The following is a 22,153-nucleotide window of genomic DNA, read 5'->3' on the forward strand; positions in this document are numbered from 1 at the left end:
CTATCGTACAAGAGTTCGAAGATGGGGGTATGGTGGTGCTGAGGCAGTAGGGAACTGATGTTCGAGAGCGGGAGGTGCGGATGACCGGCTTCACCCATCTGCACACCGTCTCCGGGTTCTCCCTGCGCTACGGCGCCTCGCACCCGGAGCATCTCGCCGAGCGCGCCTCCGAGCGGGGCATGGACGCCCTCGCCCTCACCGACCGGGACACCCTCGCGGGTGCGGTCCGGTTCGCCAAGGCCTGTGCGAAGGCGGGGGTGCGGCCGTTGTTCGGAGTGGGGCTGGCGGTGGAGGAGGCCGAGCCCGTACGACAGGAGCGGCGCCGTGCTCCCGTGCGGGGCGGTGCCTTCATCGATGAGTCGACACCCCGGGTCACCTTCCTCGCCCGGGACGGCGCCCGGGGCTGGGCCGACCTGTGCCGACTCGTCACGGCGGCGCACACGGGGCAAGGCGCGCCGCTGCTGGCCCGGGCCGAGAACCGGGGGGACGGCCTGACCGTGCTGCTCGGGCCCGCCTCCGATGTCGGCCGCGCCCTCGCCGCCGGCCGTCCCGACCGGGCCGCCCGGCTGCTTGTTCCCTGGCGGGAGACCTACGGCGACGCCCTGCGGCTCGAAGCGGTCTGGCACGGGCGCAAGGGCACCGGACCGGGCTCGCTGCGGCTGGCCGCCCGTACCGTCGGCTTCGCCGCCGAGCAGCGGGTCCGGCCCGTGCTCGGCAACGCCGTCCGGTACGCCGACGCCGGGCTCGGGCCGGTCGCCGATGTGCTGGACTCCGCCCGGCGGCTCGTGCCGGTCGGTGCCATCGAGGAACTGGACTCGGGCGAGGCCTGGCTCAAGGACCCGGGCGCCATGCTGGGGGCCGCCGAGCGGATCGTCGAAGCCGCGGGTTTCCGGCGGGACACCGCGTACCGGCTGATGGAGCAGACACAGGTGACGGCCGCCGAGTGCCTGGTCGATCCCGAGGACGACCTCGGCATCGGCACCGTTCACTTCCCCGAGCCGCATCTCGTCGGCGCGGGCCGGCGCACCGCTCAGCGGGCGCTGGCCTCACGGGCGGCGGCGGGGATGGCGGTGAAGGGGTATGCGGGGAGGCGGAGTTACTGGGATCGGATGCATCAGGAACTCGACATCATCGCCCATCACGGTTTCGCCTCCTACTTCCTGACGGTCGCTCAGGTCGTCGACGACGTGCGGGACATGGGAATCCGGGTGGCCGCCCGTGGCTCCGGTGCGGGCTCGCTCGTCAACCACCTTCTCGGGATCGCCCACGCCGATCCCCTCGAACACGGGCTGCTGATGGAGCGGTTCCTGTCCAAGCGACGGCTCGTGCTGCCCGACATCGACATCGACGTGGAGTCCGCACGCCGCCTGGAGGTCTACCGGGCGATCATCGGCCGGTTCGGCACCGAGCGGGTCGCGACGGTCGCGATGCCGGAGACGTACCGGGTGCGGCACGCGGTCCGGGACGTCGGTGCGGCGCTGTCGATGGACCCCGCCGACATCGACCGTATCGCCAAGTCCTTCCCGCACATCCGGGCGCGGGACGCCCGCGCGGCGCTGGAGGAGCTGCCCGAACTCAAGGCGCTGGCAGGGGAGCTCCGGCGGGAAGGGGCGCGGTACGGGAGGTTGTGGGAGCTGGTCGAGGCGCTCGACGCCCTTCCGCGCGGAATCGCCATGCATCCGTGCGGGGTGCTGCTCTCCGACGCCTCCCTGCTCCGTCGTACGCCGGTCGTGCCGACCAGTGGCGAGGGGCTGCCCATGTCGCAGTTCGACAAGGAGGACGTCGAGGATCTCGGGCTGCTCAAGCTCGACGTGCTGGGCGTGCGGATGCAGTCGGCGATGGCGCACGCGGTCGCGGAGGTGGAGCGGGCGACGGGGGAGCGGGTCGACCTGGACGCCGTACCGCCGGGCGACCCGGCGACGTATCAACTCATCCGTTCCACCGAGACGTTGGGCTGCTTCCAGATCGAGTCGCCGGGCCAGCGGGACCTGGTCGGGCGGCTGCAGCCGGCGACCTTCCACGACCTCGTCGTCGACATCTCGCTCTTCCGGCCGGGGCCGGTCGCCGCCGACATGGTGCGGCCGTTCATCGAGGCGCGGCACGGGCGGGCGCCCGTCCGGTATCCGCACCGGGACCTGGAGCGGCCGCTGAGGGAGACGTACGGGGTCGTCGTCTTCCACGAGCAGATCATCGACATCGTCGACATCATGACCGGGTGCGGGCGCGGCGAGGCGGACCGGGTGCGGCGCGGGCTGTCCGATCCGGAGTCGCAGGGGCGGATCCGGTTCTGGTTCGCGCAGCACGCGGCGGCGAACGGCTATGACGCGGAAACGATTCAGCGGACCTGGGAGATCATCGAGGCCTTCGGGTCGTACGGCTTCTGCAAGGCGCACGCGGTCGCCTTCGCCGTACCGACGTACCAGTCGGCGTGGCTGAAGGCGCACCATCCTGCTGCTTTTTACGCCGGGCTGCTCACGCACGATCCCGGGATGTACCCGAAGCGGCTGCTGCTGGCGGACGCACGGCGGCGCGGGGTGCCGATCCTGCCGTTGGACGTGAACGGGTCGGGGGTCGCACATCGGATCGAACTGGTGTCTGATAATCCTTCGGTGTGGGGCCTGCGACTCGCCCTCTCCGACGTGCACGGCATCAGCGAGGCCGAGGCGGAGCGGATCGCTCAGGGGCAGCCGTACGCCTCACTGCTGGACTTCTGGGAGCGGGCGCGGCCGAGTCGGCCCCTGGCCCAAAGGCTTGCCCAAGTAGGGGCGTTGGACTCCTTCGGCGCCAACCGGCGGGATCTGCAACTGCACCTGACCGAGCTGCACCGGGGCGGGCGGGGTGCGGGCGGTGGTCAACTCCCCCTGGCCGGTGGGCGGAAGACCGCCCCGGCCGGGTTGCCGGATCTCTCCTCCGTGGAGCGGCTCAGCGCCGAGCTGGGCGTGCTGTCGATGGACGTCTCGCGCAATCTGATGGACGACCACCAGGAGTTCCTGCGGGAGTTGGGCGTGGTCAGCGCGCGGCGGCTGCGGGAGGCGCGGCACGGTGAGACCGTACTGGTCGCGGGGGCCAAGGCGGCCACCCAGACGCCGCCGATCCGGTCCGGCAAGCGGGTCGTCTTCTCCACCCTCGACGACGGCACCGGCCTGGTCGATCTCGCCTTCTTCGAGGACTCGCACGACGCCTGCGCGCACACCGTCTTCCACTCCTGGCTGCTGCTGGTGCGCGGAGTGGTGCAGCGGCGCGGTCCGCGCAGCCTCAGTGTGGTGGGCGCGGCCGCCTGGAACCTCGCCGAACTGGTCGAACTGCGGGACGGGGAGGGCCTCGACGCGGTGGCGGCGCGGTTGGCGGAGCCGACGCCTGCGCGGACCGGCGACGCGGCAGGGGATCCGACCGGCGGCCGGCGAATCCAAATGCCGACGGGATACGAACTGCATCCGTGGGCCGATCTACGACCGGCGGGTCAAGAGGCTTCACAGGTACGGAAGTTGTGGCACCAGAGTCCGGGGAGTGCGGGATGACCATCCTCTGTGTACGTTTCCAGCTGCCGCCGACGCGGGAGGCGGCCCTGCCCGAACTGCTCGGCCTCCTGGAGGAGTTCACGCCCGTCGTCGAGGCGCTGCCGCCGGACGGGGCGTTGGCCGATCTGCGGGGCGCCGAACGCTACTTCAAGCGGGACGCCGTCGAGCTGGCCTCGGTGATCCGGGTCCGCGCCCTCGCGCTGCACGGGATCGACTGCGCGATCGGCGCCGGGCCCGGACCGATGCTGGCCCGTATGGCGCTGAAGGACGCCCTGCCTGGGCTGACCTGTGCGGTTCCCGAGGACATGGTCACGGACTTCCTCGCCGACCGGCCCGTCGCCGTGCTCCCCGGCGTCGGTGCCGCGACCGCCCGCGTCCTGTGCGAGTACGGCCTCGACACCCTGGGCCGGGTCGCCGCCGCGCCCCTGTCCACACTCCAGCGCCTGGTCGGCGCCAAGGTCGGCCGCGAGTTGCACGAGAAGGCGAACGGCGTGGACCGCGGCCGGGTGGTCCCGAACGGTGTCGCTCGGTCCCTCGCCACCGAACGCCCCTTCGCCCGTGATGAGTTGGACTCCGGTCGGCACCGCCGCGTCCTGCTCTCCGCCACCGAGGAACTGGGCGCCCGGCTGCGCGCCCTCGACAAGGTCTGCCGCACCCTGACCCTCACGGTGCGCTACGCCGACCGCACCGCGACCACCCGCAGCCGCACCCTCGGCGAACCCACCGCCCACTCGGCGGCCCTGACCAGGGCGGCCTACGGCATGTACGAGGCGTTGGGCCTCCAGCGGGCCCGGGTCCGCTCCATCTCCCTCCGGGCCGAGGGCCTCGACTCCGCCGAGCAGGCCTCCCACCAGCTCACCTTCGACCCCACCGACGAGAAGCTCCGCCGTATCGAGGAGGCAGCGGACCGTGCCCGGGCGAGGTTCGGGCCGCTCGCGGTGATGCCGGGGACGCTGGCGGCGTAGGGGTCAGTTGGCCCACGGCGGAGTGATGCGGGTGCCGTCGGCGAGTTCCGCCTCCAGACCGATGGAGGTCGTGACCCAGGTGAGCGCGGTGTGATCGGTCGGGTTCTCGACGGCCAGGGTCGCGCCAGGGTTGATGATCACCGTGTCGCCCGCGGTGATCCGGTGGGTGGTGCCGTCGAGGGCGATCAGGAGTTCGCCGATGAGCAGGTGGAAGATCTCCTCCCGGTTGACCGTGTGCGCGGGAGCCTTGGTCCCGGGCGGGATCTCACCGCGCCAGGCGCACAGCTCCCTGCTGCCGGTGAGGGGAGTGGCGTACGAGACGAAACGGGCGCCGTGGATCTCGTGGGTGACGGCTTCGGACGAGCGGACTATGGGCATGCGGGCCTCCGTGATCGACAGATGGTCAAGCAACTTGAGCAAGTAGCTTGACTATAGTGTCTTCATGCAGAACTCCGAAGCCCTTTCTCTGGCCGCCGCCCTGCTCTCCACCGCGAGCGATCTGACACGGCGCATCAACGACGGTGTCGTCGCCCGTGGATTCGAAGGGGTGCGCCCCGCCCACGGCTTCGCGTTCACGCGGCTCGCGCCGGACGGGGCCACGGTCACGGAGCTCGCCGGGCATCTCGGGGTGACCAAGCAGGCCGCCAGTCAGCTGGTCGACGAGATCGTGCGCAAGGGATACGCCGAGCGGCGACCGCATCCCGAGGACGCGCGGGCCCGGCTCGTCGTGCTGACCGAGCAGGGGTGGGCTTGTGCCCGGGCGGCGGAGGAGGCTGCCGCGGAGGTCGTGCAGGCCTGGGTCGATGTGGCCGGTGAGGGTGAAGTTCGCGTGTTGTGCGCGGTATTGGGACGTATTGCTCCCTATGGTCCCATCAGGCCCGCCTGGTGACGGTTCATCAGCGGATGCATCCCGACCCGGTTATCACTGGAAGTTTTTACTGACGCGTAACTTCACAATTCCACTACTCGTCCGTAACTTTCGAATTGAACAGCATCCTCGTGATCCGGATCACAGGGCGTAAGGCCGTCGCAACTCCCTTGAGCCGCAAGGAGATCACACGATGCTGCCCTGGAAACGAGTGCTCAGACCCGTCGCCGCCCTGCTGCTGACCGCCGCGGTCGCCGTCGTCCCCGCCGCCGGAGCCGCCCAGGCGGCCGACGCCCCGAGCAGGGGCTGGAACGACTACTCCTGCAAACCCTCCGCCGCCCACCCCCGCCCCGTCGTCCTCGTCCACGGCACCTTCGCCAACTCCGTCGACAACTGGCTCGCCCTCGCGCCCTATCTGGAGGACCGCGACTACTGCGTCTTCTCCTTCGACTACGGCCAACTGTCCGGCGTGCCCCTCATCCACGGCCTCGGCCCCATCGACAAGTCGGCGGAGCAGCTGAGCGCCTTCGTCGACAAGGTGCTCGCCGCGACCGGTGCCCCCGAGACCGACCTCGTCGGCCACTCGCAGGGCGGGATGATGCCCCGCTACTACCTCAGGTTCCTCGGCGGCGCCGCCAAGGTGAACGCCCTCGTCGGCATCGCCCCCGACAACCACGGCACCACCCTGTCGGGCCTCACCAACCTGCTGCCCTACTTCCCGGGCGTAGGGGACCTCCTCACCACCAACACCCCCGCCCTCGCCGACCAGATCATCGGCTCCGCCTTCCTCACCAAACTCAACGAGGGCGGCGACACCGTCCCAGGCGTCAAGTACACGGTCCTCGCCACCAAGTACGACGAGGTCGTGACGCCGTACCAGAGCCAGTTCCTCAGCGGGTCCGGCGTCCACAACGTCCTGCTCCAGGACCTGTGCCCGCTCGACCTCTCCGAGCACGCGGCGATCGGACTGTTCGACCGGATCGCCTTCCACGAGGTGGCCAACGCGCTCGACCCGGCGCACGCCACCGCCACCACCTGCGCGTCGGCGCTGAGCTGAGCACCTCCGGGGCCTGTCCGGCCTGAGCCGCCGGTCAGGCCCCGGAGTCCATGCGGTCAACGGCCGTGCCGTGCACCGCCGTTCACCGCGCGCCGCCGCACCGAGCCGAACAGGATCGCCGCGCCGGCCGCGAGCGTGGCCGCGCCGCCCATCGCGAGATACGGCGTGCTGCCGTCGCCGCCCGTCTCGGCGAGGTTCTGCGAAGTGCCCGCCACCTGTACGTCGTTGGCGCCGCCGGCAGGGAGGCTCTCCGTCTCGGCCACCGGTTCCGCCGACGTACTCGCGTCGTCGTCGCCGTGCCCGTGGTGCTCGACCGTCGACTGGCCGGCACCGTCCTCGATCTGCTCCTCGGAGGGCGCGGAAGCGCTCGGCGTCGGGGCCGAACTGCTCGCCGCGGCACCGGAGTCGCCCCCGAACGTCACGTCCGAGCAGGAGTAGAACGCCTCCGGGCTGTCCGAGCGCTGCCAGACTGCGTACAGGAGCTGCTTGCCTGAGCGCTCCGGAAGCGTGCCGGAGAACGTGTAGAAGCCGCCCGAGGCGACCGGGTCGGTGGCCGTCGCGACCGGGTTCGACAGATCCAGGTCGTCCCAGGCCAGGGGCTGCGCGGGGTCGTAGCCCGGCTTGGTGACGTACACCTTGAAGGTGCCCTTGTGCGGGGCCGTCACGCGGTACTTGAAGGTGTACGACCCACTGCTCACGCTCGTTGCCGGCCAGTCGGCGCGGGCCAGGTCGAGGCCCTTGAACTCGTCGTTGTTCGCGCTGCACAGCCTGCCGTCCGGGATCAGCTCCTGGTGCCGTCCGTTCGCGTCGCCGATGCGGATGCCGTTCCAGTCGTAGAGAGCCTGGGTGCCGCCGGCCGCGACCGCCGCCCTGCACGCGTCCGACCTCGGGCTCTCGGGGCCCTCCGCGTAGCACTGCGAGACCCTGCTGACCGGGTCGCCCATCGAGCCGTGCGCGGACGCGGGGGCTGAGGCCAGCGCGGTCAGGGCGATCGGGGCCAGGCCGACAGCGGCGACCGCGGCGGTCCTGCGGCGTGCGGGCATGGGGGATCTCCTCGGAAGCGGAACTGATGGGTGCCGGATCAAAGAAACCCTGAAATCGCCGGCTTGTGACGCCCGGTGGCGATCTTTATGGCCCTCTTAAGGGAGTGCTGAGACGGAGATCAGGTAGGTAGCGTGCGCGCATGACGAACGAGGAGATCCGGCCCGCCGGAGCGGCCGACGTGCCGACCGTCAAGGCCCTGACCGACGCGGCGTACGAGCACTACATCGAGCGCATCGGGCGGGTGCCGCAGCCCATGGAGCGGGACCACGCGGCGAACGTGGCCGCGGGGCGGGTGTTCGTCACGGGGGATCCCGTGGTCGGGCTCGTGGTGGTCGAGGAGCACGCGGACCATCTGTACCTCGACAACATCGCCGTCCGTCCCGACGCCCAGGGGCAGGGCGTGGGCGGACGGCTGCTGCGGTTCGTCGAGGCACACGCGCGTGCGCGAGGACTGCCCGAGGTCAGGCTCTGCACGAACGCGATGATGTGGGAGAACCAGAAGATCTACCCGAAGTTCGGCTATGAGGTCGTGGAACGACGAGTGGACGGGCCCCATGACCGCGTCCACTACCGTAAGCGACTGGTCTGAGACGGGGCATGGCAGGCGCCGTCAGCCGTCGGGCCACCATGTGCGGGCGATGTCCTTTCGGACCTCGGGTCGTCCCGCGGGGCGCTCGTCGGCCTCCTCGCGGATCCGGCGGGCGTCCGTCCTCTTCAGGGGCTTGTGCACGGTGGTGCGGCGCATGGCTGCCTCCTTCAGTGCCTACGAGTTCCGCGTTCTCACGGAGGTAGACCCTTTGGGGGAGGGTTCCTCATCGGTCCCTGGTCTGTCAGTGGCGGTTGTCACGAATCGACTGTCAGTGGCGGGTGTCACTCTTGGGCGCATGACGGAGAACGGTGGCGTGGACTGGGATGTCGAGGCGGCCTCTTTCGACGAGGAGCCGGACCATGGGTTGCGGGACCCCGAGGTACGGCGGGCCTGGGACGATCGGCTGCGGGGGTGGCTGCCGGAGCGAGCCTCGGACGTCCTGGACCTCGGCTGCGGCACGGGGAGTCTGTCGCTGCTCGCGGCGGAACAGGGACACCGGGTCACTGGCGTTGACCTGTCGCCGGTGATGGTGGGGCTGGCCCGGGCCAAGCTGGCGGGTCGTGACTCGGTGTTCCTGGTGGGTGACGCTGCGGCGCCGCCGGTGGGGGAGCAGCGGTTCGATGTGGTGCTCGGTCGGCATGTGCTGTGGGCGTTGCCCGATCCCGGGCGGGTGCTGCGCCGGTGGTGGGGGTTGTTGCGGCCGGGTGGGCGGGTGGTGCTGGTGGAGGGGGTGTGGGGGGAGGTCGGGATATCGGCCGAGATGGTGACGGGGCTGGTGGAGCCGCTGGGTGGGCGGGTGCGGGTGGAGTCGTTGTCGGGGGACTCCTTGTTGTGGGGGAAGGACGTGGATGACCAGCGGTATGCGGTGGTGGTCGTGAGGGGCGACTAGAGGGGTGGGAAGCGGTGCTGCGGGTCGGCTGCGGGTGCGTGGGGGCTTGTCGCGCGGTTCCCCGCGCCCCTGAAGCGGTGGGCCAACGCTTCCAACTCATCCAGAGCCTTCGTCGCCGCTGACGCCGCCTCTGGGTCCCGCTCCCTCAGGCCGCTCTCCTCGAACTCGTCCTCGTCCAGGCGGAGCACCTCCTTGCCGTCGGCCGAGACCCACAGGTCCAGGTCCAGGTCCTCTACGACCAGCTCGGCGCCGTTCAGTGTCGCCGGGCGGGTGATGTCGCAGTACCAGCCCTTCAGGGTGCCGTCGGCTGTGCGGACCTCCTTGATCGCGTACCAGCGGTCTCGCCAGTAGTGCTCGGTGAAGACGTCGCCGGGCTCGAAGCGGACGAAGCCGAAGTCGCGGACGCCCGCTCCTGCCCAGGGGGCGCGGACGGTGATGCGGGTGCCGTCGTCGGTGACGAGTTCGGCCTCGTAACGGATCTTCGTACGGCCAGCCTTGACCAGGACGACGTCCAGGAAAAGCTGCGGCTCAGGTGAGTTCGCGGACATGACGTACCTCCGTGGCGCGGATCTCGTATCCGAACCACTTGTTGATCGCGAGCATGGGTTCGTTGCCGGCGTCGTTGCCCGTGAGGGCCTCCGTGTGTCCGGCGGCGCGGGCGCGGTGCAGGGAGTCGTTCTTGGTGAGCTTGGCGAGGCCGCGCCCGCGGAAGGCGCGGGCGGTGCCGGTCATGGCGGTGGCGTAGCGGCCGGTGCCGTCGGTGTGGGCGGCGCTGAAGGCGGCGGGGCGGCCGTCGACGAACGCGATCGTGGTCAGGGCGTGGTCGAGGAGCGGATGCTTCCAGTTCTCCTCGATCCATGTGTCGTAGTCCGTGAACTCGGCGTCCACGTCGCTCGGTTCGTCCACGATGGTCGCCGCGTCCAGCTCGAAGAAGGGGCGCGGATCGTCCGCGAGGTCGGCGGCGGTGCGCAGTTCGACGCCCGGGGGAGGGGGCTGGAGCGGGGGCAGCGTGGCGTTCGTCAGGTCCAGGCGGAGGAAGTGGGCGGAGCGGCTGGGCCGGTAGCCGTGCCGTTCGGCGAAGGCGCGGTTCTGCGGCTCGTCCAGGACCCAGGAGAACAGCCTGGTCGCGCCGTGCGCCGCCAGGTGGTCCTCGGCGGTACGGACGAGGAGGGCGCCGGCACCGCGCCGGGTGCGGTCCGGGCGTACGTAGATGTTGAGGTAGCCGTGGCCCGCCTCCGGGCTGTCGTGGGCGAGGCCGAGCTGGGCCGTGCCGATCACCTCGCCGTCCGCCTCCGCGACGAGGGAGCGGTAGTGGGCGTCCGGGTGGGTGTGGAGGGTGCGGTGCAGGACACCGGCCGCGGTCCACAGCACGTATGGGAGGGCCAGCTGGCGGGCGTGGGTGAAGTTCTCGACGTCGGCCGGGTCCTCCGGGCGAAGGTCGCGCACGATCACGGTCATGAAGGCGCACGTTACGTGGGGGGTGTGCACGGATGCCTCTCATTTTCCGGCCGGTGCGGGACAATCGGCTCGTGACCTTGAAGATCCACATCGACGACAGTGCGCCGCCGTACGAGCAGGTGCGGGTGCAGATCTCCGAGCAGGCGCGGGCGGGGGTGCTGCCGGTGGGGTACCGGCTGCCGACCGTGCGAGGGCTCGCCGAGTCGCTCGGGCTCGCCGCGAACACCGTCGCCAAGGCGTATCGGGCGCTGGAGAGTGACGGGGTGATCGAGACGCGGGGGCGCAACGGGACGTTCGTGGCTGCCGCCGGCTCGGCCGCGGAGCGGGAGGCGGCGTCGGCGGCCCAGGCCTATGCCGAGCGGGTGCGGCGACTGGGGCTGACGGAGGGCGATGCCCTGGCGGCCGCACGGGATGCGCTGCGGGCCGCTTACGGGGCGGGCTGAGAAAGGGACGCGAACGTCGTCGCGTTCCGTACGGCGGCACCGTTCGGGTCGTTGTTGAAGTACGCGTACACGTCCTCGCCACCTGCCCAGGTCTTCTCGATCCGCTCGGCCCAGGTCTTCAAGGACCGCCTGCCGTAGTGCGGCCAGTCCCGTGCGCGGCCCTCGTGGAAGCGGACGTAGCCCCAGTCGGTGGTGCGCCACAGCGGGGTCACCGGGCGGGCCCGTACGTCGGCCCAGCACAGGGCCGCGCCCCGGGCCGTCAGGACCTCGCGGACCTCGGCCGTCCACCAGGAGTCGTGCCGGGGTTCCACCGCGACCCGGGTCGACGACGGGAAGCAGGACAGGCACGTGTCCAGCAGGCCCGCGTCCGCCCTGAGTGTCGGGGGGAGCTGGAGGAGCACCGGGCCCAGGCGTGAGCCCAATCCCTCCGCATGGCTCAGCAGGCGTCGCACCGGCTCCTCCGGGTCCTTCAGGCGCTTGATGTGGGTCAGGTAGCGGCTCGCCTTCACCGCCACCACGAAGTCCCGCGGCACCCGGTCCCGCCACGCCTCGAAGTTCTCCCGGGTCGGCAGCCGGTAGAAGGCGTTGTTGATCTCGACCGTCGTGAAGTGCGTCGCGTACTCCTCCAGCCAGCGCCGCACGGGCACGTCGGCGGGGTACAGGACGTCACGCCAGTCCTTGTACTGCCACCCCGACGTGCCGACGTACAGGGTCATATGTCCATCAAAACACCTACAGATACAACCCCGCGTCCGCTCCTGTCCGCGGTTCCGGCAGCGCGGTCGGAGAGGTTCCCCGGCGCAGGGCGTACAGCTCGGCCAGGGTCGCCCCCTCGCGCCCGACGCCCTCCTCGGTGCCGAGCCAGCTCACCGCCTCGCGGCGGGTCAGCGGACCCACCTCGATGCGCGCCAGACAGCGGCCGGGGCGGACGACGGCGGGGTGCAGGCGCTCCAGGTCCTCGTTGGTGGTGACGCCCACCAGGACGTTGCGGCCCTGGCCCAGCAGGCCGTCGGTCAGGTTGAGCAGGCGCGACAGGGCCTGGCCCGCCGTGTGCTTGGCCTCGCCGCGGATCAGTTCGTCGCAGTCCTCCAGGAGCAGCAGCCGCCAGCGGCCCTTGCCCGTCGAGTCCTCCTCGCCGATCGCGATGTCCATCAGGTAGCCGACGTCGGAGAACAGGCGCTCGGGGTCCAGGACGCAGTCGACCTGGCACCAGTCCCGCCAGGAGCGGGCCAGCGTGCGCAGGGCGGAGGTCTTGCCGGTGCCCGGCGGTCCGTGGAGCAGCAGCAGGCGGCCCGCGATGTTCTCCGGTGTCGTCTTCATCAGGTGGTCCATCGCGTCCGCGACCGGTGCCGTGTAGTTCTCCCGGACCTCGTCCCAGGTGCCCGCGGAGATCTGCCGGGTGGTGCGGTGCGGGCCGCGCCTCGGGGAGACGTACCAGAAGCCCATGGTCACGTTCTCCGGCTGGGGTTCGGGCTCGTCCGCCGCGCCGTCGGTGGCCTGGTCGAGGACCTTCTTCGCGAGCTCGGCGGTGGTCGCGGTGACGGTGACGTCGGCGCCGCGGTTCCAGCGGGAGATCAGCAGGGTCCAGCCCTCGCCCTCCGCGAGCGTGGCGCTGCGGTCGTCGTCGCGGGCGACGCGCAGCACCTGGGCGCCCGACGGCAGCAGCGTGGCCCCGGAGCGGACGCGGTCGATGTTGGCCGCGTGGGAGTAGGGCTGCTCGCCCGTCGCGAAGCGGCCGAGGAACAGCGCGTCGACGACGTCGGACGGCGAGTCGCTGTCGTCGACGTTGAGCCGGATCGGCAGAGCGTCGTGCGGGTTGGCGGACATGGCGCCCATGATCCGGCACACGGCCGTCGAGTGCATCCGGTTTCCGTGGTGCGCCGGTTGTGTCGCCGGTGTCCGTGTTCTTGTGATCCGCCCCTTTTACCTCCTGTTACTGAGATGTGTATCCACGGCATCTGCCCGCACAGGGGTGTTCGCGGATACCGTTGCCCTCGATGGGACGTCATGGGTGGTATTCGGGGGCACGGCGGTGGCGGCTCACCGCTCTGCTCGGTGTGGGCGTAGCGGCTCTGGCGCTGGTCGTGACCCTCCTCAACACGCTTCCGGGGAACGGCGCGGGCACCGACGGCACCTCGCGCAACGGCGACAGGGTCCACGGCACTCCGACGACCACTCCGGACGCGGAGACCCCGGAGGTGGGCTGGGGCTTCACCCACACCCAGTACAGCGCCGACGAGGGCAGCTCCGATGCCACCGAGCGGGTCGAACAAGAGCTCAAGGACGCGGGCGGACTCCCGCAGAACCAGCACATCATGGGCTGGGGCGCCGACAACCCCGAGCCGGTCAAGGGGCGTTACGACTTCGAGGACCTGGACCGGCGTGTCGACTTCATGCGCGCCTCCGGCTCCACCCCGGTCATCACCCTGTGCTGCGCGCCGGACTGGATGAAGGGCGGCAAGGCGGGCGTCAACAACACCGACTGGAGCCAGGCGGCCCTGGAGACCGCCCCCGAGCCGGCGCACTTCAAGGACTACGCCGCGCTCGCCGCGACCGTCGCCAAGCGCTATCCGGACGTGAGCCACTTCATCGTCTGGAACGAGTTCAAGGGCTTCTGGAACGACGGCAAGGCCCGCTGGGACTACGAGGGTTACACCCAGCTCTACAACCTGGTCTACAAGGCGCTGAAGAAGGTCAACCCGAAGATCATGGTCGGCGGCCCGTACCTCGTGATGGACAGCGTCGACCCGCGCTCCGGCGACGCCTCCACGACCTTCAAGGGCGCTTGGGGCGCCATGGACCAGCGGATCCTCGACGCCTTCGACTACTGGAACAAGAACAAGGTCGGCGCCGACTTCGTGGTCGTGGACGGCTCCAGCTACACCAACGACGACGAAATGCTGCCGAACGAGTTCGCGGCCACGGACAAGTTCACCGCGGTGAGCCGGTGGGTGCGGCAGCAGACCGGGAACCTGCCGCTGTGGTGGGCCGAGTACTACGTCGAGCCCGCCGACAGCAGGGACGAACGTGAGGGCTGGTCCGAGAACCGCCGGGTCGCGGTGCAGGCCGCCGGGATGATCGCGCTGGCCAAGGGCGGCACCACGTCCGCCTTCTACTGGAACCCGGAGAACGAGAAGGGCACGGACTGCGCGGGCTGTCTCTGGACGCCGACGAGCAGCGGGAGCGGCGGGCAGAAGCTGCCGATGTTCGACCTCGTCAGCCGGTTCGGCGAGGCCTTCGCGCCGGGGAGCACGTACAGGGACGTCTCCATCGCCGCCGACGACGTGCCCAACGTCCGGGTCCTCGCCACCGACAGCACGGTCCTGGTGGTCAACACCCTGAACCGGCAGATCAGCGCCGACATCGACGGGAAGAAGTTCGCCATGCAGGCGTATGAAGTCAAGTGGCTCACCCGCTGAGCCACTTGAGCCTCACTTCATCGTCAGGAACCGCTGTACCAACGCCGCCAGGAACACCGCGAGCAGCGGCAGCGAGAACCAGAAACTGCTCTGCAGCCACCGCAGCTGCCGCACACCCGGCCGCACCGCGACCCGCACCACCTCACGCGCCGACAGCAGCAGGATCAGCGCCAGCGCGGCCAGCGCCCCCACCACCGACCAGGGCGTCCACGTCACCTGCGGCCCGATCGGCCCCGGATCGGGCCTCGGAACCTTGCCCGCGGGCTGGTCCCGCAGTGCGTACATGGTCACGTCGTCGTTGGTGAAGACCCGCTTGAGCTCCTTGCGGTTGTCGAGGTTGTCGAGCAGCCTCGGCTCCCACGTCCTCGAATAGCCCACGTCAAGGCGCAGATACGTGACCTGGCTGACGTTGACCATCAGATACGAGTGGGGGCCCGCGTCCTTCAGCGCCTTGACCAGACCCGACACCAGCACCGGGTCGGTCGGCGCCAGAGTCGGCACGTACGACACCTTCTCCATGTCCTTGGCGCCCCACGGCATCGCCGGTGTCACGTTGTTCACCGTGTCGTTGGAGAGCCACAGCACCCGGACCGTCGGATCGTCGTGGGCGTACACGTAGTCCATGGCGGCGACCTCGCCGGGCTGGATCCGCTCGAACGGCTCATTGCCCCAACGGGCGATCAGGAAGCCGCCGATGAGCAGCAGACCCGCCATGAGCGCGGCCACCGGAGCGAGGCTGACCCGGTCCTTCTCGCGCTCCTTCGCGGTGACGCCGGTGCGCGGGAAGAGCGCCAGCGCGGCGAGCAGGCCCGCGCCCGGCAGGGCGAACATGAAGACGCGCAGCGCCATTTCGCCGCCGTACGACTGCATGCCGAAGCCGAGGAACGGGACGAAGGTGAGGACGAGCAGCGCGGCTTCCCGGTACTTGTGGTCGCGGCGGCGCCACCAGCCGTAGCAGGCAAGGGCCATGACCCCGCCGGCCAGCAGGACCCGTACGTACAGGACCAGTTTGTGGGTCGAGCTTCCGCCCTCGATACGGCCGGAGACCGACGAGGACACATTGCCGCCGACGCCGCCGACCCCGCCGAACAGGTCGTCGAAGTGACCCGACCAGTACGGTTCGGCCATCCAGCCGATCCAGGCGGTGACCATGACGGCGAACAGGATGGGCAGGCCGCGCAGTTCGCTGCGGCCGAACAGGACGAGTACCGCCAGCACGCCGAGCATCACGAACGGGGTGAGCTGGTGGGCGGGCACGGTCGCCGCGAACAGGCCGATCACCACCGCGAGCAGCACGGCCCGTTGGCGGCGGTTCGTCGGCTCGACCTCCGCCTCGCCGGGGCGCCGCTTCGTCCAGATCACGCGCGGGGCCCGGAACCAGACGAGCAGGACCGCCACGAACGTCAGGTACAGCAGATAGGTGAAGCCCTGCGGGGAGAAGTAGTCCTGGCCGACCCAGCCGCTGAGCACGAAGATCCAGATGCCGGTCCACTTGGCCCGCCAGCTCGCCCGCATGTGCCGTACGAGCAGGAACATCGGTACCAGGTAGGCGAGTTGGATCGCCGTCGGCCACCAGCGGATGACCTCGGTGAAGTCCGTGACCCCGCAGGCCCGCCCCACGAACGCGGCCACCGCGAAGAAGCCCGGCCAGCTCCAGCGCGCGTCCAGGTCGGGCACCGCCGAGCCGGTCCGGTCGATGTAGTCGATGAACCCGAGGTGCTGCCAGGCCGTCGCGAACCGCGGTTCGGTCTCGATCACGGCAGGCAGCGCGTGCAGCGAGACCACCGTCGCCACCAGCGTGACCAGCAACAGCGCCTTGTGCTCGCGGCCGAGCCAGAGCAGCGAGGCGAAGACCACGACCAGCAGGGCCGCGCCGGCCAGCGTGGGCAGCGGCAGGACGGAGATCAGCCCGAGCCCGCCCATCCGGTCCAGATCGGCCTCGCCCAGGCGCAACGCCGGTATCCAGTACAGGAGCAGGGCGACGGCCAGCAGACCGCCGAGGAACATCCCGAGCCAGGTGGGCTGGAGTCGCTCCCGCCAGGACAGGGGCCGTGGCGGCTCCGCAGGCTGTGGCACCTCCTCCGGTACGGCGGGCTCTTCCGGTACGTCGATCTCCTTGCCGGTGTCGAAGGCCACCTCGAACGGTGCGTCCACCTCCGTCCCGGACGGCCCCAGGGATGACTCGGAGCCAGGCTCTCGCTCCTCCACGGGCAGCCCGAGCTCAGGGAGCCTTGCCAGCGCCCACGTCGGCCGGTCGTGCGTCGCTCCGGTCACGGGTGTGCCGGTGGGCGGGGTGCCGGGGCCCGGGCGTACGTCGGGACGGCGCTCCAGATGGTCGAAGTCGACGTGGATGCCGAGCGCGAGGGTGTCCTGGTCGAGCGCCCAGCCCGGACGGCGGTTGCGGCCGCCGGCCGGGACCTCGCGGGCCCCGAGGTCGGCGAGATCGCCGTCGGGAGCCGCGCTCACGGGCACTTCGGCGGGCGGCGCGTGCCGGATCGTCCGGTACAGCTTGGGCGCGGCGATCGCGACGATCACCGTGAGCGAGGAGATCTCGGCGACGCCCGCTCCGGTCAGCCCCATGCGGGGCAGGAGCAGCAGCGTCAGACCGAGCACCAGCACGCACAACAGGCCCTGCAACCAGGCGAGTCCGGAGGTGCGGCTCTGCGCGCGCAGGACTGCGAAGTACGTCTCCATGACGACCCTGAGCACCGCGCCGACCGCGAACCAGCGCAGCAGCGGGGTGGCCGCGTCCGCGTAGCCCGTCCCGAACACGCCGAGGATCCAGGGCGCCCCGACGAACAGGATCCCGGCCACCGGCAGCATGATCCGCGCCATCCGCTTCAGCGCGGCACGGGTGTTGGCGGCCAGGCGGCCAGGGTCGTGCGAGCCCTCGACGGTGAGGGAGGCGCCCATGTTGATGGCGAGCAGGTTGCAGGTGCCGCCGATCGTCGTGGTGATGTAGAAGTACGCGTTGTCCTCGGAGCTGACCTGGGAGGCGATGATCACCGGGATCAGGTAGACCACGGCCAGTGAGAACAGCGAGCCGGTGTAGTCGCCGGCGAGGAAGCGTCCGATCTCCCGGAGGGAGGGCGGCTCGGCGCGGTCCTCGGTGGCCTTCACATGCCGCGGCACCAGGCGGCGGAACACCAGCCAGCCCAGCGGCAGTACGGACATCGCGATGGCCGCGACCCAGGACACGAAGACTCCGGCCGTGGGGATCGCCACCGCGAAGGCGACCAGCAGCCCCAGCTTCACCGCGGAGAACACGGTGTTGCCGACCGGCACCCAGAGCGCGCTGCGCAGCCCGGTCAGTACGCCGTCCTGGAGCGTGAGCACGTTCCAGGCGACGATCGCCGCGATGAAGCCGAGGCCGTTGAGCGGACCGTGCAGGAAGCGGTACGACGGCCCCCACACGTCCAGGGTCAGCAGGAAGACGCCCGCGGCCACCGCCACGATCAGTGAACTGCCCGCGTAGGTACGGAAGATGAGCCGCCCGGTGGCCCGGCCCGCGACCGGGATGAACCGGGCCAGTGCTCCGGTCAGGGTGACCGCGGTCAGGCCCGCGAGGAACTTCATCGCGGCGATCGCGGCGGAGCCCTGGCCGACCGCCGACTCGGAGTAGTAGCGGGCGGCCGCCAGCCAGAAGCCGAGGCCGAGCACCGCGGAGATTCCGGTGTTGAGCATCAGGGCGTAGGCGTTGCGGAAAAGTTGGTTGCCACCACCTCCGCCCCTGCCGAGGCCGGGCAGCCGAAGACGGCGCCCCGACTGCTCGGGCGCCTTGGCCGCGGTCGACTCGGGCTCGGTCGTGGTCGTCGTGTCAGACACGGGAACGGGAGACCTTCCGGCGGACCTGTCGTGCTCTTCGGACCAACGCGTACCCCTTGGTGAGGGCACGGTCCCTGGCGAAGTCCCGGGCGATCGCCCGGCCCTGGACGAGCCGCTCGAACTCCTCGGCCGTGGTGGAGCGGCGCACGGTCAGACGCGTCAGCGCATACGGCCCCTGACGGCGCCGCGCCAGGCCGTTGTTCACGGCGAGCGCCTGGCCGTACCCGGTCTCGCGCACCGCCTCGCGCACCCGGCGGCTGGAGTAGCCGTACGGGTAGGCGAGCGAGGCCGGTGCGGTGCCGAGTTCGTCGGTGACGATCTCCCTGGAGTGGATCAGCTCGTGGCGCAGCGTGGCGTCGTCGAGCTGGTCGAGCTGCGGGTGTGTGTGGGTGTGGCCGCCGATCTCGACGTCGGCCGCGGCGAGTTCGCGGACCTGGTCCCAGTCCAGCATGGTGTCCAGGCCACCGCCCATGTCGTACGGCCCCCGGATCCAGCCGGTGGAGACGAACACCGTGGCCGTGAAGCCGTGCTTGGCGAGCACGGGCAGGGCATGGCGGTGGACGCCCTCGTAGCCGTCGTCGAAGGTGATCAGGACGGGCCGCTCGGGCAGCGGGCGGCCGTCGCGCCAACGGGCGGCCAGATCGGCGGTCCTGACCGGCGTGAGTCCGAGCTCGCCGATCAGTTCCATCTGCCGGGCGAAGGACTCCGGGGACACCGACAGCACGCGGGTCGCGTCGTTCGGGTCGGTCGCGACCGCGTGGTACATGAGGATCGGTACGGGCGGTTCAGCCATCTCTCTCCCCCTCGATCTCGGCCACCGAGAACGTGGCCCCTCCGCGCCGCGCCCGCACAGTGCCGACCACATACCCACCGGCCGCCGTCAGCACCCCGGCGACGATCGCGCCCGCCCGGCCGGCGCCCCCCGGCCGGGCCAGCGCGGCGTCCCGCAGCCCACGCGCCACTCCGGACGGCAGTACCCGGGTGGCGTACCGTCGCTCGGACTCAAGTCCCTTGTCCGCGCCGACACTTCGGGCCACCAGGGCCTTCGACAGGCCCTCCGCGTACGCGCGCGTGCGAAAGTACCCGAAGTGCTCGCGCGCCTCGGGCACCCGGTGATGGATCACCGCCCGGTCGTCGATCAGCAGGACCGCGTCCGGTCTGGCCCGGCTCAGCCGGATGCACAGCTCCGTCTCCTCGCAGCCCAGCGGACGCTTGTCCCCGTCCCGCCCGATACCGGTGGCGAAGCCTCCCGCCGCGTCGAAGGCGCTGCGGCGGAAGGAGGCGTTGCCGCCCAGGACGTTGCGCACCCGGACCAGGCCGGACGGAATGCCCTTGTAGGTGCAGCCGACCACCCAGTCGAACTCCTCCGGGAACCAGGCAGGTCGGCGTCCCGACGCCCAGATCGGCACCGTACGGCCGCCGACCGCCAGCACGCGCGGGTCGGCGTACCCCGAGGCGAAGTACCGCAGCCAGTCGCGCTCGGCGACGGCGTCGTCGTCGAGGAAGGCGATCACCTCGCCGCGCGCGGCGGCGATGCCCGTGTTGCGGCCGGCGGACAGGCCCCGGGGGCCCGCGTTGGAGAACACGCGGACCTCCTGAACCTCCTTGTACTCCTTGGTCAGTCGGTCCAGAAGCGCCGGATTGTGGTCGACGACCAGCAGCGTCTCCGAGGCCGGGTACGACTGGGTGCGCACCGAGGCGACCGCCGCGAGGATGTCCTCCCAGCGGTCCTCGGTGTACACGCAGATCACGACGGAGACGTCGGGACCGCTCAAGACACCTCTCCCCGGCGCGAGTCGAGCATCGGCGAGTGATGGGCCCGGCGGCGCAGCGCACGCCGGTTGGACCGCTCCCCGAGGATCACCCTGAGCACCCGGAACCCGTCCCGGACCGCCCGCAGGTTGCTGGCGCCGTGGATGCGGAGGTACTCGTAGCTGGGTATCTCCTGCACCTTCAGCCCGGCCTTGACCACCCGGATGTTCATCAGGGTCTCCACCTCGAAGCCCGTGCAGTCGAGGTCGATCTTGTCGAGGCAGTGCCGCCAGAACGCGTTGTATCCGTAGCAGAGATCCGTGTATCGGGCGCCGAACTTGCGGTTGACGATGGTGCACAGCGCCCAGTTGCCGAGCTTGCGGATGAAGGTCATGTCGTCGGTGCCGCCGCCGTTGGCGAAGCGGGACCCCTTGGCGAAGTCCGCGCCCGAGACGAGGGCGGAGACATAGGAGACGATCTCGTTGCCGTCGGCCGAGCCGTCCGCGTCGATCATGACGACGATGTCACCGGTGCAGGCCTCGAACCCGGTGATCAGGGCGTCCCCCTTGCCCTTGCCGTGCTGCTTGACGACCTTCACCTCGGGCCACAGCTCGCGGGCCACCGCGACGGTGTCGTCCGAGGAGTTGCCGTCCACCAGGACCACTTCGTGGATCCAGTCCGGCAGGGTCTTGAAGACGTACGGAAGGTTCTCCGCCTCGTTCATGGCGGGTATGACCACGCTCACCGGTGGCGCTATGGCCAGATGGGTCGAGATCGGCCGGTACTGACCGGCCGTCGGCACATCCTGGCCCGTAGTCGCCGGGCGCAGAACTGAACTCATGAGTCTGGTTCCCTCTCGTCCGGTGGACCGCCCGCCCCTGGGCGGTCCGGCTTTTTGCTCCGGTTCGAAAGGGGGGTTCTCACGCACGGCATGCCGGAAGGAATCTCCGTACCTGCCGGGTGAGCTGGCAAAGCTGGCCGACCGCCGTCGTGCTGTGCCTGTTTCAAAGAAACGACGGCCGGTCGCGCGGCACGACTCGGTCACCTGTGCGGTCACCGAGCACGGCACCCCCCTACCGCGCCCCGCGTCCCCCGTCGCGGTCCTTGAGCCCTCCCCTAGAGCCGCTAGATGACGGGACGATGCGGGTGTGATGTGTGACGGTATTGACGATTGAACCCGTATGGCAAGACCTGGAACGAGGCCTCACGTTTTTGTTGGTTTGACCGTTACAGTCGCGTCAGAGCGGATCTTTCCCACCTTCTTCAACAGCCGGTCGGCGGGTCCGAACAGCTCCGGCCGCGTCACCACGGCGTTGCGCAGGGCCCGCACCGGAGCACGGCGGACGCGGTGTACTGCCGCGACCGGATGCCTGCGGGCCACCCACCCTTCCGACACGGTCAGTTCCCGTGTCTTCAGGGAGTCCTTGTACTCCTTCCGGCCCCGGCCCAGATCGAGGTACGCGATGCCGTCGGCGGCGGCCGCCTCGGCCATGCGCAGATGCAGGATCAGTCCGGGGGAGAACTTCGCGCAGGCCGGGTCGTACGCCGGGAACCAGCACGCGAGAACCCGTTCCGTGCGCAGCCCGAAGTGCGCGGCGACCGGCTGCCCGTCGGCGTACAGCACCGACAGGATCCCGGCGAACGGCTCGGAGCGGGTGTGGAACAGCTGTCGTACGAGCCGGGCGATCCACTCGTGCGCGAAGCGGTCGCTGCGGCCGGTCCTGCGGTACTGGGCGGACTTCCAGCCCATCAGTGTGTCCAGGGCGGCCGGGTCGCGCTCGTCGTGGACATAGCGCACCTCGCTCGCGGTGCGGGCCAGCCTGCGTTCCTTGGCGAGGGTGGTCCGGGTGAACTTCGGTGAGCGGGAACGTAGTTTGGCCAGATAGGTCTCGTACCCCTGGTCGACGTCCATCACCGGGGAGGGGAAGCCGCCTACGGCTCCCCTCTCGAACGGCCCCTGGCCCTCCACCAGATGATCGAACTCCCAGACGGCCAGTCCGCAGGCCCGCAGCAACTCCTGGGTGTCCCAGGTGAATCCGGGCCGGTGCACCAGTCCCTGGGCGTCCGAGACGCCGAGTCCGACCGCCCGGCCGACGCCGGCGGCGGTTCTCTGGAACGGGAAGAACGCGGCGGGCTCGCCCCGCTCCCGTACGACGGCGATCCGTACGCCCGGCCGGCACCGGCCCACCGCGAGCGTGAACTCGGGGGACAGGAACGGGTTCGCAAGGCCGGGCGCGCCCTGCAGATGGGCCTTGGACTGCAGGGCCGTCCACGCCGCCCGGTCGGCCGCGCTCAGCTCGCCGGGTCGTAACACGCTGATGTCCAC

The 22,153-nt window shown here is 70.5% G+C and carries 20 protein-coding genes; 8 read left to right on the forward strand and 12 right to left on the reverse strand.

All coding sequences use genetic code 11. From position 1 onward, the window contains the following. The first annotated feature begins 80 nt into the window (after nt 1-80). Both ACI2L1_RS27065 and ACI2L1_RS27070 read left to right on the forward strand, forming a co-directional pair. On the forward strand, nt 81-3,518 hold the full coding sequence (locus ACI2L1_RS27065) for a DNA polymerase III subunit alpha (protein WP_404741965.1): 3,438 nt from the start codon (nt 81-83) through the stop codon (nt 3,516-3,518). Continuing rightward, on the forward strand, nt 3,515-4,483 hold the full coding sequence (locus tag ACI2L1_RS27070) for a DNA polymerase thumb domain-containing protein (RefSeq protein ID WP_404741966.1): 969 nt from the start codon (nt 3,515-3,517) through the stop codon (nt 4,481-4,483). The genes ACI2L1_RS27065 and ACI2L1_RS27070 overlap by 4 nt, the downstream gene beginning before the upstream one ends. Nucleotides 4,484-4,486: 3 nt before the next feature. On the opposite strand, the gene ACI2L1_RS27075 is transcribed toward ACI2L1_RS27070, so the two are convergent. Continuing rightward, the gene (locus tag ACI2L1_RS27075; protein ID WP_404742032.1) at nt 4,487-4,861 is read right to left on the reverse strand and encodes a cupin domain-containing protein; all 375 of its coding nucleotides are present in this window, start codon (nt 4,859-4,861) and stop codon (nt 4,487-4,489) included. 64 nt (nt 4,862-4,925) lie between these two features. On the opposite strand from ACI2L1_RS27075, the gene ACI2L1_RS27080 reads away from it, so the two are divergent. Beyond that, on the forward strand, nt 4,926-5,372 hold the full coding sequence (locus ACI2L1_RS27080) for a MarR family winged helix-turn-helix transcriptional regulator (RefSeq protein WP_404741967.1): 447 nt from the start codon (nt 4,926-4,928) through the stop codon (nt 5,370-5,372). A gap of 172 nt (nt 5,373-5,544) precedes the next feature. Further along, nucleotides 5,545-6,408 carry an esterase/lipase family protein gene (locus ACI2L1_RS27085; RefSeq protein WP_404741968.1) on the forward strand — a complete coding sequence of 288 codons (864 nt, stop codon included), beginning with the start codon at nt 5,545-5,547 and terminating at the stop codon, nt 6,406-6,408. 56 nt (nt 6,409-6,464) lie between these two features. On the opposite strand, the gene ACI2L1_RS27090 is transcribed toward ACI2L1_RS27085, so the two are convergent. Next, on the reverse strand, nt 6,465-7,451 hold the full coding sequence (locus ACI2L1_RS27090) for a lytic polysaccharide monooxygenase (protein WP_404741969.1): 987 nt from the start codon (nt 7,449-7,451) through the stop codon (nt 6,465-6,467). A gap of 140 nt (nt 7,452-7,591) precedes the next feature. On the opposite strand from ACI2L1_RS27090, the gene ACI2L1_RS27095 reads away from it, so the two are divergent. Continuing rightward, on the forward strand, nt 7,592-8,041 hold the full coding sequence (locus ACI2L1_RS27095) for a GNAT family N-acetyltransferase (RefSeq protein WP_404741970.1): 450 nt from the start codon (nt 7,592-7,594) through the stop codon (nt 8,039-8,041). Nucleotides 8,042-8,062: 21 nt separating this feature from the next. Here the strand turns inward: ACI2L1_RS27095 and ACI2L1_RS27100 are convergent, their stop codons facing one another. Continuing rightward, a complete protein-coding gene (locus ACI2L1_RS27100; protein ID WP_360758008.1) occupies nt 8,063-8,197 on the reverse strand; it encodes a hypothetical protein in 135 nt (44 codons plus the stop codon). A 139-nt stretch (nt 8,198-8,336) separates the two neighbouring features. Between ACI2L1_RS27100 and ACI2L1_RS27105 the strand changes: the two genes are divergently transcribed. Beyond that, the gene (locus tag ACI2L1_RS27105; protein ID WP_404741971.1) at nt 8,337-8,930 is read left to right on the forward strand and encodes a class I SAM-dependent methyltransferase; all 594 of its coding nucleotides are present in this window, start codon (nt 8,337-8,339) and stop codon (nt 8,928-8,930) included. Here the strand turns inward: ACI2L1_RS27105 and ACI2L1_RS27110 are convergent. After that, entirely contained in the window at nt 8,927-9,478 is a 552-nt protein-coding gene (locus ACI2L1_RS27110) for a DUF402 domain-containing protein (protein WP_404741972.1), read from the reverse strand. The genes ACI2L1_RS27105 and ACI2L1_RS27110 overlap by 4 nt on opposite strands. Beyond that, entirely contained in the window at nt 9,459-10,388 is a 930-nt protein-coding gene (locus ACI2L1_RS27115) for a GNAT family N-acetyltransferase (RefSeq protein ID WP_404741973.1), read from the reverse strand. Before ACI2L1_RS27115 ends, ACI2L1_RS27110 begins: the two co-directional genes overlap by 20 nt. Before the next feature lie 71 nt (nt 10,389-10,459). Between ACI2L1_RS27115 and ACI2L1_RS27120 the strand changes: the two genes are divergently transcribed. Continuing rightward, entirely contained in the window at nt 10,460-10,831 is a 372-nt protein-coding gene (locus tag ACI2L1_RS27120) for a GntR family transcriptional regulator (protein ID WP_404741974.1), read from the forward strand. Here the strand turns inward: ACI2L1_RS27120 and ACI2L1_RS27125 are convergent. After that, nucleotides 10,816-11,547 carry a DUF72 domain-containing protein gene (locus ACI2L1_RS27125; RefSeq protein WP_404741975.1) on the reverse strand — a complete coding sequence of 244 codons (732 nt, stop codon included), beginning with the start codon at nt 11,545-11,547 and terminating at the stop codon, nt 10,816-10,818. The genes ACI2L1_RS27120 and ACI2L1_RS27125 overlap by 16 nt on opposite strands. Nucleotides 11,548-11,563: 16 nt before the next feature. After that, nucleotides 11,564-12,658 (reverse strand): DUF5925 domain-containing protein, encoded by a 1,095-nt coding sequence (locus ACI2L1_RS27130; RefSeq protein WP_404742033.1) that lies wholly within the window; start codon nt 12,656-12,658, stop codon nt 11,564-11,566. Between the two features lie 170 nt (nt 12,659-12,828). Between ACI2L1_RS27130 and ACI2L1_RS27135 the strand changes: the two genes are divergently transcribed. Continuing rightward, nucleotides 12,829-14,250 (forward strand): xylan 1,4-beta-xylosidase, encoded by a 1,422-nt coding sequence (locus ACI2L1_RS27135; RefSeq protein ID WP_404741976.1) that lies wholly within the window; start codon nt 12,829-12,831, stop codon nt 14,248-14,250. Nucleotides 14,251-14,262: 12 nt separating this feature from the next. On the opposite strand, the gene ACI2L1_RS27140 is transcribed toward ACI2L1_RS27135, so the two are convergent. The 5 genes from ACI2L1_RS27140 to ACI2L1_RS27160 all read right to left on the reverse strand — a co-directional run bounded on the left by ACI2L1_RS27140 (nt 14,263) and on the right by ACI2L1_RS27160 (nt 22,153). Continuing rightward, nucleotides 14,263-18,075, reverse strand: a complete 3,813-nt coding sequence (locus ACI2L1_RS27140) for a lipopolysaccharide biosynthesis protein (protein WP_404741977.1) — start codon at nt 18,073-18,075, stop codon at nt 14,263-14,265. Next, the gene (locus ACI2L1_RS27145) at nt 18,068-18,868 is read right to left on the reverse strand and encodes a polysaccharide deacetylase family protein (protein WP_404741978.1); all 801 of its coding nucleotides are present in this window, start codon (nt 18,866-18,868) and stop codon (nt 18,068-18,070) included. The genes ACI2L1_RS27140 and ACI2L1_RS27145 overlap by 8 nt, the downstream gene beginning before the upstream one ends. Continuing rightward, nucleotides 18,861-19,850 carry a glycosyltransferase gene (locus ACI2L1_RS27150; protein ID WP_404741979.1) on the reverse strand — a complete coding sequence of 330 codons (990 nt, stop codon included), beginning with the start codon at nt 19,848-19,850 and terminating at the stop codon, nt 18,861-18,863. Before ACI2L1_RS27150 ends, ACI2L1_RS27145 begins: the two co-directional genes overlap by 8 nt. Next, complete coding sequence (locus tag ACI2L1_RS27155) at nt 19,847-20,668, reverse strand: glycosyltransferase family 2 protein (protein WP_404741980.1); 822 nt, start codon at nt 20,666-20,668, stop codon at nt 19,847-19,849. Before ACI2L1_RS27155 ends, ACI2L1_RS27150 begins: the two co-directional genes overlap by 4 nt. A 363-nt stretch (nt 20,669-21,031) precedes the next feature. Further along, complete coding sequence (locus tag ACI2L1_RS27160) at nt 21,032-22,153, reverse strand: GNAT family N-acetyltransferase (protein ID WP_404741981.1); 1,122 nt, start codon at nt 22,151-22,153, stop codon at nt 21,032-21,034.

This window comes from Streptomyces sp. NPDC019531 (assembly GCF_044903305.1).
Classification (GTDB): Bacteria; Actinomycetota; Actinomycetes; order Streptomycetales; family Streptomycetaceae; genus Streptomyces.

Bases quoted from the DNA above. Each gene is read 5' to 3' on its own strand.
- ACI2L1_RS27065 (WP_404741965.1), top strand. From the start codon at position 81: ATGACCGGCTTCACCCATCTGCACACCGTCTCCGGGTTCTCCCTGCGC.
- ACI2L1_RS27070 (WP_404741966.1), top strand. From the start codon at position 3,515: ATGACCATCCTCTGTGTACGTTTCCAGCTGCCGCCGACGCGGGAGGCG.
- ACI2L1_RS27075 (WP_404742032.1), bottom strand. From the start codon at position 4,861: ATGCCCATAGTCCGCTCGTCCGAAGCCGTCACCCACGAGATCCACGGC.
- ACI2L1_RS27080 (WP_404741967.1), top strand. From the start codon at position 4,926: ATGCAGAACTCCGAAGCCCTTTCTCTGGCCGCCGCCCTGCTCTCCACC.
- ACI2L1_RS27085 (WP_404741968.1), top strand. From the start codon at position 5,545: ATGCTGCCCTGGAAACGAGTGCTCAGACCCGTCGCCGCCCTGCTGCTG.
- ACI2L1_RS27090 (WP_404741969.1), bottom strand. From the start codon at position 7,451: ATGCCCGCACGCCGCAGGACCGCCGCGGTCGCCGCTGTCGGCCTGGCC.
- ACI2L1_RS27095 (WP_404741970.1), top strand. From the start codon at position 7,592: ATGACGAACGAGGAGATCCGGCCCGCCGGAGCGGCCGACGTGCCGACC.
- ACI2L1_RS27100 (WP_360758008.1), bottom strand. From the start codon at position 8,197: ATGCGCCGCACCACCGTGCACAAGCCCCTGAAGAGGACGGACGCCCGC.
- ACI2L1_RS27105 (WP_404741971.1), top strand. From the start codon at position 8,337: ATGACGGAGAACGGTGGCGTGGACTGGGATGTCGAGGCGGCCTCTTTC.
- ACI2L1_RS27110 (WP_404741972.1), bottom strand. From the start codon at position 9,478: ATGTCCGCGAACTCACCTGAGCCGCAGCTTTTCCTGGACGTCGTCCTG.
- ACI2L1_RS27115 (WP_404741973.1), bottom strand. From the start codon at position 10,388: ATGACCGTGATCGTGCGCGACCTTCGCCCGGAGGACCCGGCCGACGTC.
- ACI2L1_RS27125 (WP_404741975.1), bottom strand. From the start codon at position 11,547: ATGACCCTGTACGTCGGCACGTCGGGGTGGCAGTACAAGGACTGGCGT.
- ACI2L1_RS27130 (WP_404742033.1), bottom strand. From the start codon at position 12,658: ATGTCCGCCAACCCGCACGACGCTCTGCCGATCCGGCTCAACGTCGAC.
- ACI2L1_RS27135 (WP_404741976.1), top strand. From the start codon at position 12,829: ATGGGACGTCATGGGTGGTATTCGGGGGCACGGCGGTGGCGGCTCACC.
- ACI2L1_RS27145 (WP_404741978.1), bottom strand. From the start codon at position 18,868: ATGGCTGAACCGCCCGTACCGATCCTCATGTACCACGCGGTCGCGACC.
- ACI2L1_RS27155 (WP_404741980.1), bottom strand. From the start codon at position 20,668: ATGAGTTCAGTTCTGCGCCCGGCGACTACGGGCCAGGATGTGCCGACG.